The following is a 17,973-nucleotide window of genomic DNA, read 5'->3' on the forward strand; positions in this document are numbered from 1 at the left end:
GTAAAAATGATTATTGTATGGTTAATTGTGATTTTGTGTATCTGCATTGTGCCGATTGTGGTGTGGGCTTCCAGCAGGTCATTGCATAAACGCTTTCTGAAGCTGGGGACATTGAAAGGCAAAACTTTTGAAGAAATACGCAGAGTAGTAGGAATGCCTAATTCAATTTCCACGAATGAGGAAGGTCTGACGGTGAAGCAATGGATGCAACAACACTATCATATCGTGCTTATTTTTGATAAAAATGATATCTGTCTTGGTGTAACGCATGAATCAGCATTCTAAAAATTATATGTAAAGGGATAGCGGGGCGGTATTGGGACACTGGATTATGTGTTACTTACCGCCCCGCTATTGTTTTTTAACGTTCTGCATCTTCAATCGGTGTATTTTTTGTTAAATGATACAGATGCTCGGAACGGCAGTCAATACGATGCAACGGGTGTTCACAAAAACAATTCTTACTGTGAACACTTTTTTGTTGCTCAAATATAGGCAAAAAGAGGGGAAAATATGCAGAAAGTGTTCAAAATATATAGACAACCTTTTCGTGAACATATATAATATAAATGTAGTCAGAAAAAAGAAAGTGGGTGCGAAAACTATGGCTGTTAATTATGGATATGCGAGATGTTCCACGAATGAGGAAAAACAGGATATTGAAAGACAGATACGAGAACTGATACAGCAAGGAGTAGAACGAGAGAATATCTATTTGGAGTATGAAAGCGGCACTAAAGTAGATAGGATAGAGTGGAACCGATTAATTGGAAAGCTACAGGAAGGTGATACAATAACGTCGCTTGAAGTCAGCCGTATCACGCGAAGCACGAAACAATTATTAGATATCATTGAAATGGTGAAAGAACGCCGTTTAAAGCTGTCTATCGTTGGTTCTATCACGGTTGATTGCACGGCAGGGGAAGAGATAGACCCAATGACAAAAGCGTTCCTACAGATAGCAGGCGTGTTTGCAGAACTGGAGCGCAATATGATAAGCCAGCGTGTCAAGAGTGGAATGGCGAACGCCGCCGCCGAAGGTCGCAAGGCAGGAAGACCGCATACATCATTAGATGATATTCCGTCAGTGTTTATGAAGCACTATCCCAAGTATAAGAAGAAGGAAATCAATGTAACGGAGTTCGCGCGGTTGTGCGGGATGAGCAGGACGACGATTTATAAGTATGTGGAGATGATGCGGTAAATATTCATTGTAGTATGAATTTACCTATGCTAAACTATAAAATAGGGTATTTATATAATCAGGGTTAAGGTCGGTGATATTATGCAGCGAGTAGATTCATTTTTAGAAGTTAATACTGAAGTATAGTCAATAGAGTGGACAGAAAAAAGTGAAGATAATTAGGGGAAACGAGCATCAGCTTCATCGGGAGTCAAATAACCAAGAGAAGAATGGGGACGTTTGGCATTGTAGAAGGCTTCAATATAGGAAAAAATAGCCAACTTTAAATCGTGAAAAGAAGAGTAGCTTCTACGGTTAGCTTCTTCCTTTTTCAGATATTTGAAAAAAGATTCACATACAGCATTGTCAAACGGATATCCTTTCTTGGAAAAAGACTGAACAATATTAAGGGAGTCCAAAAGACTACGGAAAGCAAAAGCGGTATATTGAGTTCCACGGTCAGAGTGAAACATCAGACCCTTGGGAGCGCTGCGGGCGGCATAAGCTTTACGGAAAGCAGTGATCGTAAGGTCCACATCCTGTTTGGAAGACAGGTGCCAAGCAATGACCTTGCGGGAAAAAAGGTCAATGACAACGCAAAGATAATACCATTTTCCGCCAGCCCGCAGATAAGTAATATCACTCACCCAAACAAGATTAGGGGCATTTTGAGTAAAGCTTTGGCGGAGACGGTCGGGACAAAGGCTGTCATCGGAACGACAGAAATAATGTCTGGGGTGAGCAGTAGACATTTTTGGTAAATGCATAGAGCGCATCAGGCGGTACACTCGTCCAACGCTGATGCGGACGCCATAGTCACGCTGGAGGACATGGTGGATTTTATAGGCGCCAAGGCGTTTGTCATAATCAGCATAAATAGTAAGGATAAGGCGTCGAAGATCCTGATTAAGAGAAACACGGGGAGCGGGAGGAGAATAAAAATGCTTGTAGTAAGTGCTTCTATTGACATTCAGGACACGGCAAAGCGTTTGAATACGGTGCTGAAAACGGAGCCTGTGGACAGCGTCTAATCGTTGTTTGAGTGAGGCGTGAATATGGCAATCGCTTTTTTTAGGATAAGGTTTTCTTCTTCGAGCTGTGCATTCCGTTTTTGGAGTTCCTTAACCTGTTTGGCAGTAAGGACTTCACCGTCGTCGACCTGAACGGTAGAATACTGCTTGATCCACTTGCCAAGGGCGGATTGAGAAACGCCGTACTCTTTACAGAGTTGGGTCTGTGTTTTGCCATTTTGGAAAAGAGATACGAGAGACTTTTTAAAATCATCATCGTATTTTTTGAAGTTATTTGCAGCCATGAAAGAACCTCCTTTTTGTGTCTCTTTTATTGTAATAGACTGTTTACTTTTATGTCTACTTTTTTAGTATAGATCCATTGTCAAGTGCTAAATTTGAGTTATAATATAATCAAGGCAAGAAGTAATAAGGGAAAGGAGCGGGTACAGATGGCAAATATTAATGTCCCAGTTAATCCTAAAGTATTACAGTGGGCAATAAACAAAGCCAATTTGGATTTCGATGATGTTTTATATACTTTCCCTAAATTAAATAAATGGTTGGAAGGTATTAGTCAACCTACAATTAAGCAGATAGAAAAATTGAGTATGAAAACGCATATACCTTTCGGATACTTTTTTTTGAAGACACCCCCAGAAGAAAAAATAGAATTGTTAGAATATCGCACTATTCAGAATGATATTGTAAATCAGCCAAGTAGAGAACTGGTTGATACTATTTATGATATGGAAAGAAGACAGGAGTGGATGAAAGAATATCTAATTCAACAGGATGAGTCCCCACTTTCTTTTGTGCATTCTGTTTATCCTGATGATAGTGTTTTAAGTATTGTTGAAAAAATCAGAAAAGATATTAATATTAAAAAAGAATGGTATGTTGACTTTAAAACAACACATGATTCGTTTGTGTACTTGCGTCGCAAGGTCGAAGCCGCAGGGATTATGATTATGATGAATGGTGTTGTTGGAAATAATACCCATAGGAAGTTAGATGTAAGTGAATTTAGGGCTTTTGTAATTGTAGATAAATATGCGCCTTTAATTTTTATTAATGCGGGGGATGCTTGGAGTGGACGCATATTTTCTTTATGCCATGAATTAGCACATATATGGTTTGGAATAAGTGAATTATATAATGAAACCTATAAAAGTGAAGCGAATTATGCAAATCCAATAGAAATTAAATGTAATGCAGTCGCTGCTGAGTTACTAGTGCCGCGGGACGTATTTGATATTCAATGGAATCAAAGTAATATTAGTGATGTTTCTGAAAAAATTAAGGATTTGGCTAAATATTTTAATGTAAGCAATCTGGTTATTGCAAAAAAAGCATTTGATACGAAAAAAGTAGCAATTAGTATCTATAATGAAATCTATGAAGAAACAATGGATAATGTAAAGGAGAAAAACCAAAAAGGCAACGGGGGTGGAGATTACTTTAAAACGGCAAAATCCAGAATGGATTTTCGTTTTTTTAAAGCGATTAGTGATAGCGTGAACAACGGTACATTGTTATACACGGATGCATATAAATTGACTGGTTTATCCAGAAATTCTTTTGAACATTTTGAAAAAACGATGATGGAGGGACAGCATTTTGGATAAGACAGAGATTTTTCTGCTTGATGCAAACGTGTTTATCACACCTCATCAACAGTATTATCGTTTTACATTTGCGCCTAGTTTTTGGAATCAATTAAACGAAAGGGCGCAAGATGGAAGGATAGTGTCTATTAGTTTGGCAAGAAATGAAATTTGTAGGACAAATGAAGAAGACAAAAAAGATGTATTGCAGAAATGGATTGAAGATACATATGATGGCGAATTTATAGATGTCTTTGGGGATGCAGATATAGTGAATTGTTATGGGGAGGTCATTAACCATATTCAGGAGTCCCCACAATATTCCGATGCAGCGTTTAATTTGTGGGCGAACAATCAGACAGCCGACCCTTGGATTATTGCTACCGCGAAAGCGCATAGTTGCTATACTGTAGTAACTTGCGAAAAAGGTGGAAAACGAAGGAATAATCCAAAGATACCGGATGTATGCGATGCTTTTTCAGTCCCGTATGTGGGTATTTTCGAGATGGTAGAAGATTTGGGAATTCGTTTGTAAAATAGAACATATCCTATGTAATAAAGCAACAACAATAGTAAAAGTCAATATGAATTTATTAAGTTAATGCGGTTGTCTTTCTAAGTTTGCAATATTGCAGATTGCCTCTTGAGATGAAAGCCCAACTATGATACAGTTTTCATAGTCATCGTTCTGTTACGATAAACTAACTTGAAGTACGATTTTAGTTATCGCAAATGGTACGATAACTGTTAATAAAAAATTGAATATAAACCAGTTAGTAAAATGCTTATAAATGGCTTTGTAATGCGGATTTTATGTGGAAATTCTGGTTGCAAATGGTACGACAACGAGTGGGGTTATTCCAACAAGGTTCTTGACCTTATCTCCTACATCGACAGCGTGAAATAACTTCGCTACGCTTCGTTGAAACGCGCTTCGAAGAAGGGCGAGAAGCACTTGTTATAAGCGACAACCATGCATGATTGAACGGTATTGCATCTCAGGGAAAAGACATTGAAATTTTTCAAGATTGCGGGAAAGCCGCTTCAAGTACGATAGCTGTTGGTAAAAGCATATTTGCAAGTATGTATTACCAAATTGTTGTCATAACAACATAAAATAAGCACCTTTCTTAACGGGTTTATATTCGGAAAGAAAGGTGCTTTTATGTTATTCAAGGATTTACTGCCGGAATTTGAATTTAACTGTCGGACGAGGAAGGGACGACGCGAACAGAAATTCCAAGATGTGGATATAATATTTATTGAAAAATATATTCCCTATTCCACGGGTCTCCATATATCCAATGCGGGACGTTAGTTTTGCGGGACCAAAATAATAATATCGCCTGCGAGATCAAAAACATCTCCGCTGGTTCCCGGAATTTTTGCAAATAAGATGTAATTTTGGCCTAATTCAGCTGGAAGGGTCTTTGTATCCGCGATGAGAATAGGAGACTCCGTATTAATATATTCTTGCAAATCCGTTTCGAAAGAATCATATCCGCCCGAAACGCCAAACGTTTTGGGGAACACGTTTTCCATGGTATAGGAAGAAAATAAAATCAATTGTGTAATGTTAACGATATTTTTATCGGGATAAATATTTTTTATTTCTGCTATGGACTGATTGAAAGCGTTATAGAAAATAACTTCGCTTGGAGACAAATATAGTCCGTTCAGGAAAGGAAATTCTTTATTATTATATAATATCGTTGATTGCCCATGACTCGCTTCGGAATCTGTAATTGGTTTGGAGCCTTGGGAACCGGTTAGTTTGTCGTAGCCCAGATGAAAGCGGACAAAAATATTGGTGCTGCATATCGCAAGCAATACAGCACAAGTCAGCAGCGTACACCAGGCAGATTTCTGCGGGCGTTTCATTTTTTGAAGCAGGAAAGTAATGGTTTCCCACAACACAATTGCCAGCACACAAAACATAGGATAGGCTCCCCATTCCGCATGACGGTAGCAGGAAATGGGATAGTACTGAAACCAGGAAGACAAGCAAAAAATACTTAAACAGAGATAAGCGCAGAGCCTGATTTTGTTACCAATCCGTTTTTGACCCTGACGGCGTCCTATCAGCAATCTGGTGAGCGCAGTGCCAAAAAGGACAAGTGACAAAGCTGGCAAAAGACTCCATATCCAATCATATTGCGGGTTATAATTGACTCCCCACAAATTATTCCAAATTGCCGCAGCTAGACTGCCTTGGTCGCCGATGCGGTCAACCGCGAATTGCGCCCCGTTTTCAATTGCCTGTAACCACCAGTCACTGAAAGCACCTTGGATAATAATAATCGACATAAAAATACCAAAAACAAGGATGTTACCTAAAAGATACCATGAAATATTGCCCAGAGTTTCCTTTCTACTGGAAAAACGGCAAAGCCATAAGAGCAAGAGAAGAACAAGGCCTGCAAAAATCGATAAACCTACCGTTTGTTTGCACCAGAAGGAACATGCCGCGAAAACGCCCGCCAAAAAAATATTTTTGGTTCCCCTTTGTTCAATAAAGCGAATCATACACAGGCAGGCAGCAAGGAGAAATGTCACCGCAAACACATTGGACCAAGGGTGAAAGTTCCAAAAATAGTAATATCCAAGGCTGATGGCGATCAGTGCCGTCAGCATACCGATAATTCGATTGGAAAAACGCCTGGTAATGATATAAATGAGACATGTGGAAAAGGCATGAAAAATGCATGCCATAATATGAATAGAACGCACGGATTCCCCAAACAAAGAAACCCCAAATGCCTGCAGGTAAATTCCCAGAGAAGTATATTGCGTATAGGTATCTTTGTATAATGTTAAGCCATTGGCAACGTCAGCCGCCGTTTTCAGCATGAAGCCATCATGGTGCGGATCGATGCCTCTGAGTGCAAAAGAGTAAGTAACCCAATAGCTGATGATTACAATAAATGCGACGCAAATTAGGTCTTTATATGAAAACGGACATTTTTGATGGGCAATTGTCATAGACTTTCCTTTTGATTATTTTGCAAATAATCTACTGAATTAATATTCTAAAAGATAATTTGCGGCATGTCAACGAACGCAAAGAAGAAGGAAGAAAATTGATTGCATATGCACAAGGAACATCGCTGCCAGCAAGAAAAAAGAACTGTTTTTCTTTTCATTTAGAAGCAGGAAGACACTTGCCATAAGAAAGACCCTCCTACAAAGGAAGGCTTTTCAAATTTATGCCTATAAAGAGATGCCGTAAGAACGGCAAATCGTTTTGAATTCAGGGCTGTTTGCAAAATTCATAAATATAGTTTTGCGGCTATTGCCGTTCTTAAGCTGTGTTGACCAAAATGTTTTTCCGTTTGGATCGGCAGTCCTGTTCATCATAGTCAGATACAACCGATCCACAAATTCTTCATTACTTATATTCTGCTTTATAAGTTCCTGGCTGAAAAAGAAATCGTATGCAACGGAAATGCCGCCTTTTCTTCCTGCCAAAAGTTCATTTGTCCAGTGATTGAGGCCGGACACGTCGGAAGAACGGGTTAGCCCTAATTTGTATAAACGGTTTACGAAAGCTGTGACATCAATGTTACGGTCACGTGCTTCGTCGGAGCGATAAGAACCGACAGAAATATTGTGAGAAGAACAGACTTGCTTAAATTCTGAAGAATTGACAAAGTTTGCGAAAACATATTTTCGGCTTGCGCCTTTATCCAGAAAGCTCTGCCAATAATTTTTTCCGGAGGTGTCCGCCTCACGATTCATCATAGCACGGTACAAAATATCCAGAAAATCCGAATCGGAGAAGTTTTTGTTCGAAAATTCCTTTGAAAATAAAAAATTATAGGATGCCGATGCACCCGTTTCCAACTGGGAATTGAGCCGCGTGACCCAGTAAGCCTTTCCAGAAGCATCCGGCTGTCTGCTGAGGATGATTTCGTACAGGCGCTGCACGAACCCTTCTGGCGTACTCGGATAACTGAGCCATTTAAAAGCGATACCTGCACTCTCGGACAGATCACTGGTTGCGCCGGCTTTTGAGTGATGGGCGGCGACTTTATAATAGTAAGTGGCGCCGAATGTTGCAGATGTATCCAGATATGTGGGAGATGAACTTTGACCAAGATATGCATATTCGCCATTCAGCGAGGAAGAACGGTAGACATAATAGCCGGAAGCGTTGGGTACCGCATTCCATTTCAAGGCAATCCCTACATTGTTCGTTTGAGCAGCGGAAAGATCTTCAGGGGCGGGAAGGCCGACAACTGCAATCATGGCCCCAAGCGCATTGACATTTCCCCAGCCGGTCTGTACATCGTACCCGGTAGTATACAAATCGGTTGCGGTACGATAAAGGATATCTTTGATTTCATCAACTGTCAGCGAAGGATCCGCAGACAACATCATCGCCGTCACAGCCGACACAACGGGAGCCGCCATGGAAGTACCGCTGAGCACCCCATAACCTGAAGGGTATCCGGAAGTGTACCTTCCTGTAGGGACTGTGCTTAGGATAGAAGAACCGGGGGCCGAAATATCCTTGGCGTTGCCATAATTTGAAAAACTGGATCTGCAATTGGAAGAGGCGCTTGTATAGTTTGTCGTAGAGATCACGCTGATGCAGGAATCGAAATCCGAAGGATAAGAATAAGCGGATGAGCCGTCATTTCCGGCAGCGCATACGACGACCGTATTCCCGGAAACAGCGGCATCAATCGTGTTTTTCAATGTGTAATCGTAATTGGATTCATTAAGAGTTGTATAGCCAAGACTCAGGTTAATCACTCGCGCTCCCTGATCTATAGCGTAATTAATTCCGCGTACAACAGATGCTGTGGAGGCTTTATCTTCTGTAAAGACATCGATTGTCATCACGTTAACCACATCATTTCCGGCGCCGCCGGATATTCCTGCAATGCCAATTCCATTATTTGCCGTAGCGCCAATGATGCCTGTTACATGGGTGCCGTGACTGCCGCCATCCGAAGTGATGGGAGACAAGGAATCTGAAGTGGAATCTACACACAGGTTTTTATCCAGATTCACCTGGAGATCCTGATGGAAAACGTCAACCCCCGTATCGAGAACCGCTACGGTTATTTGGGTGTGCGGCGTACTGCTTAAAAGCTCCCAAGCCTCGGGAACTGAGATTTTAGATAAATACCATTGATCGGATGAACTGGCATAAGGATCGTCGGGATAACTGTAAGAAGCACCGTACGATATATTTTCCGGCAAAGTTTCCAGCGCGGAGTAGAGGTAATTTGGCTGGGCATATTTGATATTGGGATTTGCCTCGTATTGCTCGATTGCTTCGCTGACCGTATGTTCAAGAGAAATTTCTACGATACCGACGGATTCTTCGGAAGGAGTATCGACTGTTTCGAGGTAGTGCCCGTTAGACTCGGCGACAGCCTCGCTGGCCTGTTCTTCGGTAACATTATTATTGTATACAACCAGGACCTCGCCTGGAATATAATCAAGTTCCTCTGCGGATGAACGCTCCTGAGCCGCGGCATGGAACGCGCTGACAATATCAATGGCTTTCCCTTGCAAAGAAGCTTCGAACGCCTTACGCTGCGCATCCAGGTTTTCTGTATAATAAAGGGACAGGATATCCCTTACGCCCGCTTCAAATTCTTCGGTGTTTTCATAAGCGTCGATCAACACTGCCGCTTTTTCGCCATCTGAGCGGGCAATCTCGATGATTTCGGCTAATGGAGCCGGTGGGGAGATTTCCCCTTGGGAACCGGAGGGAAAAGGCTCTGTGGCCGGCTCTGAAGCAGACGGAGAAGGCGTGGATTCTTCCGCTGGAGAAGGAATTTCGCCCCCGTCCTCCACAGGAGAGGCTGCGGCAACAGATTCAGCAGGAGCCGTCTCCTCTGCAAACCCCGTAAAAGGAATTACAACGATCATGGAAAAAAGAATGCATATGGAAACAAAAAGAGGAGTTAATTTCCGGAAGAAAAATTTCATAGCCGACCTCGCATCATTATGATGATTATTATTTTAAACATTCCGATAAAAAATCACAAGGGAAAATACAAAAAAGCACATGGCTGCGCGCCATAAGAAATGAAAAGCGGAACCGAGCTGCCAACCAGTATCCGGAAGAGAAGACCGCAGTGTGGGTTGGGGAAGCGTTGACTTTAGGTCGCGTTTTAAAGTATAATACATTTATTATTGCACAGGGAGAAATGATAAATGAAGGTCGTAATCTTAGCGGGAGGCTTCGGCACGCGCATCAGTGAAGAATCCCATTTGAAGCCAAAGCCAATGGTTGAAATCGGCGATCAACCCATCCTGTGGCACATCATGAAATATTACTCCAGTTTTGGGTATAATGATTTTATTATTTGCCTTGGGTACAAGGCCTATGTAATTAAAGAGTTTTTTGCGGATTATTATTTGCATATGTCTGATATTACGTTCGATTTCAGAGATGGCAACAGAATGGTAGTACATGATAATTTTGCGGAACCGTGGAAAGTAACCCTGGTGGACACCGGCCTTAACACGATGACGGGCGGGCGGCTCAAACGCATACAGGATCATATTGGGGATGAGACGTTTATGTTGACTTATGGGGACGGCGTATCGGATGTGGATATCAATGCTTTGGTAGAGTATCATAAAAGTCATGGAAAGATTGCGACAATGACAGCAATACGGCCCAGCGGCCGTTTTGGGATACTCGATATTGAGGAAGGAAATGCAATTACTTCCTTCCGGGAAAAATCGCAGGAAGATATGGGATTGATTAACGGCGGCTTTATGGTCTTGGAGCCTGGGATATTTGATTTTATCGATGGCGATGATACGGTTCTGGAGCGGGAGCCGCTCGAGAAGCTGGCCCAGCAGCATGAACTCATGGCTTTTAAGCATGATGGGTTCTGGCAATGTATGGATACGCTGCGCGATAAGCAATTGCTCGATAAGCTGATTTCTGAAAATAGGGCGCCATGGAAGGTTTGGGAAGACTGATGTTTCAAAAAGATTTTTTTCGGGGAAAGCGTGTATTTCTCACTGGCCATACGGGCTTTAAAGGCTCTTGGATGTGTGAATTATTGCTGCTCTGCGGGGCAAAAGTCACCGGATTTGCATTGGAGCCTCCAACAGATCCGGCACTTTTTTATTTAGCGGGACTGGATCAGCGGGTGGATTCGATTACAGGGGATGTACGCGATTTGAGCGCGCTGGAGAGCGCCGTAGAAACGGCGCAGCCTGAAATTGTGATTCATATGGCCGCGCAGCCGATTGTCAGGGATTCTTACGCAAACCCTGTATATACCTATGAAACAAACGTAATGGGAACTGTGAACGTTCTGGAAGCGGTAAGGCGGAATGGCCGCGTAAAGTCGTTTTTGAATATTACGACGGATAAAGTATATAAAAATAACGAGTGGGAATGGGGATATCGGGAAATTGATGAGCTAAACGGTTTTGACCCTTATTCCAACTCGAAATCCTGCTCTGAACTTGTGACAGACAGTTATAAACAATCCTTTTTCAAAGGAACAAAGACGGCTGTTTCCACTGCGCGCGCAGGGAATGTGATTGGCGGCGGCGATTTTGCAAATGACAGAATCATTCCGGACTGTGTACGCGCAGCGGCGGAAAGCAAAACGATATTGGTAAGGAACCCTTATTCGACAAGGCCCTATCAGCATGTGCTCGAGCCTTTATATGCCTATCTTACTATTGTACAGGCACAATATGAAGACCAGGGGGCGGCCGGCAGCTATAATATAGGCCCGGATGATTCAGACTGCGTAACGACGGGAGAATTGGCCACAATATTTTGCAGGACTTGGGGCGGCATCGAATGGAAAAACACCTGTGAGGAAAACGCCGTCCATGAAGCCAACTTTTTAAAGCTGGATTGCTCCAAGGCAAAAACAATTTTAAAAATAAAGCCCAGGTGGAATATCCAAACGGCAATTGAAAAAACGGTAGAATGGGTAAAGCATTGGCAGAAGCGCGGCGATATAACCGAATGTATGGAAAAACAAATTATGGAATACCTGCAAGAGGATGACGCGGCGAAATGAATGCGGGGAAAAAGGAACGATCCGGGCTAGTGCAAAAGCAAATGGCCGCCGAGGCAGCGGTCTATGCCTTTGTGATCGCGTCAGTACTGACGTTGATTGTATGGCAGATAGGGATATTTTTTGCAATATCCAACTTGAAATTATATGCTGTCACTTTTATTTTATATTTGATTCTTTTCATAGCGGTGTTTCTTCCCCTTTCAAAAATGAAAAAACGGAAAGCGTGGCATGTCAGCGAAAAGGGAATAGTCGTTTCCTTTTTTATTTGCGTTATTGTTTTCTTTGTCTTTATGACGCAATCCTTTTTTGCAGCGGAAACGATGCCGCATTCGTCTGCTGATACGCTATCATGGCATAGAATGCCATGGCTTTTGGTCTTATTGTTTATTGTTTCAGCCTTTTTGGTCGTTTTCTATTTAACGAATGGTTTTTCGTTGCGCGAAAGCATGCTCTCTAAGCGTGGGGAAAAGTTTCTTTTCTGGGGCGCCTGCCTGATTTGCGCCTGCATCGTATATTGTTTTTCCTATTATCCCGCCTCAATTATGGAATATGTAAGCCTGCACCATGAACACGCCTATTACAATAGCATTTATAATGTTATGCACGGGATACCTTACAGTGATGAGGTGACTTCTGTTTATGGGCATTATGCAATTTTACTTGCGCCAATACTGAACTTGGTGAGAATATTTGGCGCAACGGATGTGTTTCATATTTTCACCATGTGCATGAGCTTATTGGTTGCGCTGTCTTACCTGCTCGCCTGCTATGCAATTTATAGCCTGGTGACAAACCGTTATATCCGTTATATTGGACTCATTGCTTTATTGCTCATTCCTGCAGCTCTGAAGTCTTCGCCGTATTATCAGATTTATCCCCATAGGACGATAATCATCGCATTATTTATCGCATTGATGGCATTCCATGCCAAGCATGCTGCAAAACGAAAATGGGTCGAAATACTAGGATTTATTTTTTGCGTATTATCAGTCGTGTGGAACACAGAGCTTGGAATTTGCGCGATTGCTGCCTGGGTTGGCTACCTGACCTATATTGCCCTTCTGCGGCGCAGGCAGGGTGTGGGAAAATGCTGCGGACGGATTTTTCTATATGTATTGGGCGGACTGGGAAGCTTTGCGGGAGCCTATCTTATAACAAACATCTATAATGTGGCGGCGGGCGGAAACGTACTGGGGATTATGGATTTTATTTTCCCATTGTTCAGCAAGACATATGACATCGAGAATATGCTGAGTATTGACCTCGATTACGGAGCAAGCTATTGGATAGGACGAATTATTTTGTTCTATACTTTCATAGGGTTTGCCTTGGTCCGCCTGTTCTCATATAAAGATAATTTGGGAAAAGCGGATTATAAATGTGCAGTATATCTTGGAATTACAGTGATATCCATGGGAGCCTTTTCCTATTTTATTAATCGTGCTGCTTATGGAAATCAAACAATCTCTTATATGGGGGTAATTATTCTGTTATGCGTATTGGGACAAAAATATTTTGTGCCTATGAAGCGCTTCCTTTTTTCCCGGCGTGAAAGAAAAGTGCAATTTTTTACTGAAAGTCCGGAATGCAATGAAGGACTGGCCCACCGAAAGGTTTCCTGCCTGAGAGGATTAAAAGCGGCGGTAGGCCTCTCAAGTATGGTATTGATTTTTGCAATAGCAGTGGTAACAATGACGGGTATGGGTCATAATTATATGAAAAATTTAACGTTGCTTCGAGACAAAGAATCGGTAGACCTGATCGCGGAAGAAGTTGCCGCAAAAGTTCCAGTCGGCACAAAAGCGATGGGTTACGGTATTCCGGAAATTTATTCTATGATTGGATGGGATACACAGCTTTATACAATGGATTTCTCTGATATGAGCGCTACTGAGCAAACGGGTATATATGCAAGCCAACAATTGGCAGCTCTGTGGGAGGAGCCGCTTTTGACCACGGCACGGTCTTTGGAACGACTGGAACAGGATTGGCCTGAAGCTGTTGAGGAGTTCCGGGAAACACATATTTTGGCAAACGAATTCGGCATCAATGAAATGTTGGCAAAAAACGACATAAAGGCAGGTTTTTGTGAAACGCTGCAATATTATGTTCCACTTTATGAATGAATTGTAATATAATAAAATAGAAATAGTATGGATTTTGAGGAGCCGATATGTTTGAGAATAAAACAGAACAGGAAGCAAGAGAAGAACTATTAAAAAGCGTAGGCGCGTACTGCAGAAAATATAAACTGAACCAGAAGCCTTTTCAGGCAGGGGACCGCATTACCTATGCAGCCCGTGTATACGACGAACGGGAAATGGAAAACCTCGTGGACAGCGCGCTGGAATTCTGGCTGACTACGGGAAAATATGCCGATCGGTTCGAAAAGGATTTTTCTGAATTTCTGGGTGTAAACTATTGTTCGCTGGTGAATTCCGGATCTTCGGCTAACCTGCTTGCATTTATGGCGCTTACCTCTCCCCTGCTGAAAGAAAAAAGGGTTTTGCCCGGGGATGAAGTGATTACTGTGGCGGCGGGCTTTCCCACGACAGTAGCCCCTATTATTCAGTATGGCGCAGTTCCCGTTTTTGTTGATGTGACGATTCCGCAGTATAACCTTGATATCAAGATGCTGGACGCGGCCCTGTCAGATAAAACGAAGGCGGTTTTTGCAGCGCATACATTAGGGAATCCCTTTGATTTGAAAGCAGTCAAAGAGTTTTGCGACAGGAACGGGCTATGGCTGATCGAGGATAACTGCGATGCGCTCGGCTCAAAGTATTGCCTCGATGGAGAGACAAAATTTACGGGAACGGTCGGGGATATTGGAACATCCAGTTTTTATCCGCCCCATCATATGACAATGGGAGAAGGCGGCGCAGTTTATACAAATGATGCGCTGTTGCATAAAATTGTAAATTCCCTGCGCGACTGGGGACGCGATTGCGTGTGCCCGTCCGGACGGGATAATATATGCGGGCACCGGTTCGACAGGCAGTATGGAGAACTGCCGTTTGGGTATGACCATAAATATGTATATTCCCATTTTGGTTATAATTTGAAAGCGACGGATATGCAGGCGGCGGTGGGATGCGCGCAGTTGGAAAAATTTCCGGGATTTATTGAAAAAAGGAGAAACAACTGGCAGAAGCTTCGCGAGGGACTGGAAAGCCTGGAAGACAAGTTGATTTTACCGGAGGCGGAAATGAACTCCCAGCCGAGTTGGTTTGGATTTCTCATTACCGTAAAACCGGAAGCGGGGATCACCCGGGAAGAACTCGTGCGGGAAATGGAAAGACATGGCATCCAGACGCGCAATCTATTTGCCGGAAACCTGATCAAACATCCCTGTTTTGACGAAATGCGCGCCTCGGGAAAGGGATATCGCGTAGTTGGAGAGTTGGAGAATACGGATCGGATCATGAACGATACGTTTTGGATTGGCGTATATCCGGGAATGACGGATGAGATGATTGACTATATGGTCAAGGTAATCAAGGAAATAATGCAATAAAGCAACAGGAGAAAGACGTGAAGATAAGAGTAGCGGATTATATCGCAAATTTTTTAGCTGAAAATGATATTACGCAAATTTTTACCGTGACTGGCGGCGGCGCGATGCACCTTAATGATGCGCTGGGAAAAAATAAGGGATTGCATTGCACCTATAACCACCATGAACAGGCTTGTGCGATTGCAGCGGAAAGCTATGCGCGTTTAAGCGGTAAAATCGCTGCCGTGTGCGTTACGAGCGGACCGGGGGGGACGAATGCAATTACCGGGGTTCTGGGCGGATGGCTGGATTCTATTCCGATGCTTGTAATTTCAGGACAAGTGAAATTTGAAACAACGGTGAGAAGTACGGATTTGCCATTGCGTCAATTGGGGGATCAGGAATTTGACATTACTGCCTGCGTAAAAACAATGACGAAATATGCAGAAATGGTAACTGATCCAAATAAAATAAGGTATCACCTGGAAAAGGCGCTTTATTCAGCAAAGCACGGCAGAAAGGGGCCGTGCTGGCTCGATATCCCTTTGAATGTACAGGGAGCCTTGATAGATACGGAGAATTTATGCAGGTATGATAGTAAACGGGAAGACCTTGAGCATATCCCGGAAATTTCAGATGATGTCGTTATTGACGTCATAGAAAAATTGAAGAACGCCGAACGGCCTGTGATTTTTGCCGGTTCCGCGATTCGTTCTTCCGGAGCGGAAAAAGCATTCTATGAATTAATTGAACGCTTCAATATCCCCGTGGTGACAGCATGGAACGCCCATGATATTTTATGGGATACCCATCCGCTTTCCTTTGGACGGCCGGGGACGGTTGGTAATCGCGCCGGTAATTTTATCGTGCAGAACGCAGATGTGCTGCTTGTGCTTGGATCAAGGCTGAACATCCGCCAAATTAGCTATAACTGGGAAAATTTTGCGGAAAGTGCATATCAGATTATGGTTGATATTGACGAGAATGAGCTGAAAAAGCCGACGCTCAGTCTGGATATGCCTATCCATGGGAATGTTGCTGAATTTATGGAAAAGATGCTGAAAACGGATCAAAGCATTGAGCCAAAGGAGCAATGGATCGCCTACTGCCAAAAGGTAAAAAGGAAGTATCCGGCAGTGCGGGAAGAACATAGGAAGCGGTTAAGCCCGATCAATCCCTATGTTTTTATTGACGAACTTACAAAGTCTTTGCCGGAGGGGCAAATCGTTGTATGCGGAAATGGCAGCGCCTGCGTATGCACATTCCAGGCGGCGAATATCAAGAGAGGGCAGCGGCTGTATACGAATTCAGGGTGCGCCTCGATGGGCTATGATGTTCCGGCAGCGATAGGGGCCTATCAGGCATCGCATGAAAAAATTGTTTGCCTTGCCGGCGATGGAAGCCTCCAGATGAATATCCAGGAATTGCAGACCATTCGTTATAATAATATGAATATTATTATATTTGTGCTGAATAATGATGGATATCATTCCATTCGGCAGACGCAGGGTTCTTTTTTTGGATTGCCGCTTGTTGGCGTGAACCAGGAGTCGGGAGTCGGCTTCCCGAATTTGAATAAAATTGCAGACGCTTATGAAATGCCATATTACAGGCTGGAAACGACGGAAAAAATGGACGCGGCACTGAAAGAAATATTGAGCCATGACGGCCCTGCGCTCTGTGAGGTATTGCTTGACCCGGAGCAAGCGTTCGAACCAAAATTATCTTCCAGGAAGCTTGAGGATGGAACGATGATTTCACCTTCACTTGAAGATATGTATCCATTTTTAGATAGGGAAGAATTTGAAGAAAATATGATCAAGGGCTTGAAGACTGAGAGGGAAAAATTATGAATCTGATTACAAAAGAAATGTTGGATGTTTTAAAGCAGCTTCGGGATGAATATGGGATTCTCGCTGTGAAAGCAGAATTTGAAGCGGAGGGCTCCAGAACGGATGAGCTCATTTCCTTGAACGAAGTTGTGTTCCGGGCCGATATGAAAATGTTTATCAAAATTGGCGGATGCGAGGCGGTTCGGGATATGGATCAATGCCGTCTTTTGGGTGCGCGGGGGATCATGGCGCCTATGATTGAGACGCCATTCGCAATGCAGAAATTCTGCGATGCCTCAAACAAGGTATTTACGGAACATGAGCAAAAAGACATCGAATTTATTATCAATGCGGAAACTGGCGTTGCGCTTCAAAATTTTGACGGTATTTTAGCAAAAGGGAAAGGTTTATTGGACACAATTTCGATTGGACGTGTCGATCTCTCGGCATCAGTGGGACTTTCCCGAAAAGAAATTAATAGCGACCAAGTTTTCGATATGGCAAAAGAATTTGCGGAGAAGGCGCTTGCAAACAATGTTAAGGTCGGGTTTGGCGGCGGAATTTCATTTGATGCGATTCCGTTCATACGAAATATGGAACCGTTTGTATCCCGGTTTGAAACACGTAAAATCGTTTTCGACCTGCAAAACTGCAAGGATAAGATGGAGGAAGCGATTCTTTGCGCAATGCATTTTGAATATTTGTATTTAAAAGGGAAATGCGCGTTCTACGATAGAATGGCGAAAGAAGACGAAAACAGGATGATTATGCTGAAGCAACGTATCGACGCGGCTGAAGGCAAGGATGCGGATTATTGCTGA

Annotated in this window: 13 protein-coding genes; 10 read left to right on the forward strand and 3 right to left on the reverse strand. The window is 42.9% G+C overall.

The annotated features are described in order from the left end of the window. The first annotated feature begins 6 nt into the window (after positions 1 to 6). Together BN6471_RS05620 and BN6471_RS05625 are read left to right on the forward strand one after the other, a co-directional pair. Entirely contained in the window at positions 7 to 285 is a 279-nt protein-coding gene (locus tag BN6471_RS05620) for a hypothetical protein (protein ID WP_059108966.1), read from the forward strand. A 319-nt stretch (positions 286 to 604) separates the two neighbouring features. Further along, entirely contained in the window at positions 605 to 1,204 is a 600-nt protein-coding gene (locus BN6471_RS05625; protein ID WP_059108968.1) for a recombinase family protein, read from the forward strand. A 158-nt stretch (positions 1,205 to 1,362) separates the two neighbouring features. On the opposite strand, the gene BN6471_RS12530 is transcribed toward BN6471_RS05625, so the two are convergent. Then, positions 1,363 to 2,498 (reverse strand): IS3 family transposase gene (locus BN6471_RS12530; RefSeq protein WP_147553978.1). Its coding sequence is split into 2 segments (ribosomal slippage): positions 1,363 to 2,246 and positions 2,246 to 2,498, totalling 1,137 coding nucleotides; the frame shifts between segments, so codons are not numbered across the junction. Between the two features lie 147 nt (positions 2,499 to 2,645). Between BN6471_RS12530 and BN6471_RS05645 the strand changes: the two genes are divergently transcribed. Together BN6471_RS05645 and BN6471_RS05650 are read left to right on the forward strand one after the other, a co-directional pair. Continuing rightward, positions 2,646 to 3,821: an ImmA/IrrE family metallo-endopeptidase gene (locus BN6471_RS05645; protein ID WP_066646338.1), complete on the forward strand. Its 1,176-nt coding sequence runs from the start codon at positions 2,646 to 2,648 to the stop codon at positions 3,819 to 3,821. Beyond that, positions 3,814 to 4,335, forward strand: coding sequence for a DUF4411 family protein (locus BN6471_RS05650; RefSeq protein WP_066646339.1), 522 nt, complete (start codon positions 3,814 to 3,816; stop codon positions 4,333 to 4,335). Before BN6471_RS05645 ends, BN6471_RS05650 begins: the two co-directional genes overlap by 8 nt. Positions 4,336 to 5,114: 779 nt before the next feature. On the opposite strand, the gene BN6471_RS05655 is transcribed toward BN6471_RS05650, so the two are convergent. Then, positions 5,115 to 6,782 (reverse strand): glycosyltransferase family 39 protein, encoded by a 1,668-nt coding sequence (locus BN6471_RS05655; RefSeq protein ID WP_066646340.1) that lies wholly within the window; start codon positions 6,780 to 6,782, stop codon positions 5,115 to 5,117. Between the two features lie 228 nt (positions 6,783 to 7,010). Beyond that, positions 7,011 to 9,749, reverse strand: coding sequence for a S8 family serine peptidase (locus BN6471_RS05660; RefSeq protein WP_066646342.1), 2,739 nt, complete (start codon positions 9,747 to 9,749; stop codon positions 7,011 to 7,013). Between the two features lie 228 nt (positions 9,750 to 9,977). Here BN6471_RS05660 and rfbF point away from each other — a divergent pair, with 228 nt between their 5' ends. From rfbF to BN6471_RS05690, 6 genes are read left to right on the forward strand one after another with little or no spacing between them, the layout of a single operon-like run. Further along, positions 9,978 to 10,757, forward strand: coding sequence for a glucose-1-phosphate cytidylyltransferase (gene rfbF, locus BN6471_RS05665; RefSeq protein WP_066646347.1), 780 nt, complete (start codon positions 9,978 to 9,980; stop codon positions 10,755 to 10,757). Next, positions 10,757 to 11,824 carry a CDP-glucose 4,6-dehydratase gene (rfbG, locus tag BN6471_RS05670; RefSeq protein ID WP_066646349.1) on the forward strand — a complete coding sequence of 356 codons (1,068 nt, stop codon included), beginning with the start codon at positions 10,757 to 10,759 and terminating at the stop codon, positions 11,822 to 11,824. The genes rfbF and rfbG overlap by 1 nt, the downstream gene beginning before the upstream one ends. Further along, positions 11,821 to 13,950: a hypothetical protein gene (locus BN6471_RS05675; protein WP_066646351.1), complete on the forward strand. Its 2,130-nt coding sequence runs from the start codon at positions 11,821 to 11,823 to the stop codon at positions 13,948 to 13,950. The genes rfbG and BN6471_RS05675 overlap by 4 nt, the downstream gene beginning before the upstream one ends. A gap of 47 nt (positions 13,951 to 13,997) precedes the next feature. Continuing rightward, positions 13,998 to 15,341: a lipopolysaccharide biosynthesis protein RfbH gene (gene rfbH / locus BN6471_RS05680; protein WP_066646353.1), complete on the forward strand. Its 1,344-nt coding sequence runs from the start codon at positions 13,998 to 14,000 to the stop codon at positions 15,339 to 15,341. A 17-nt stretch (positions 15,342 to 15,358) separates the two neighbouring features. Beyond that, positions 15,359 to 17,173, forward strand: coding sequence for a thiamine pyrophosphate-binding protein (locus BN6471_RS05685; protein ID WP_204213231.1), 1,815 nt, complete (start codon positions 15,359 to 15,361; stop codon positions 17,171 to 17,173). Next, positions 17,170 to 17,973 carry an aldolase/citrate lyase family protein gene (locus tag BN6471_RS05690; protein WP_066646354.1) on the forward strand — a complete coding sequence of 268 codons (804 nt, stop codon included), beginning with the start codon at positions 17,170 to 17,172 and terminating at the stop codon, positions 17,971 to 17,973. The genes BN6471_RS05685 and BN6471_RS05690 overlap by 4 nt, the downstream gene beginning before the upstream one ends.

This window comes from Christensenella timonensis (assembly GCF_900087015.1).
GTDB classification, from domain to species: domain Bacteria; phylum Bacillota; class Clostridia; order Christensenellales; family Christensenellaceae; genus Christensenella; species Christensenella timonensis.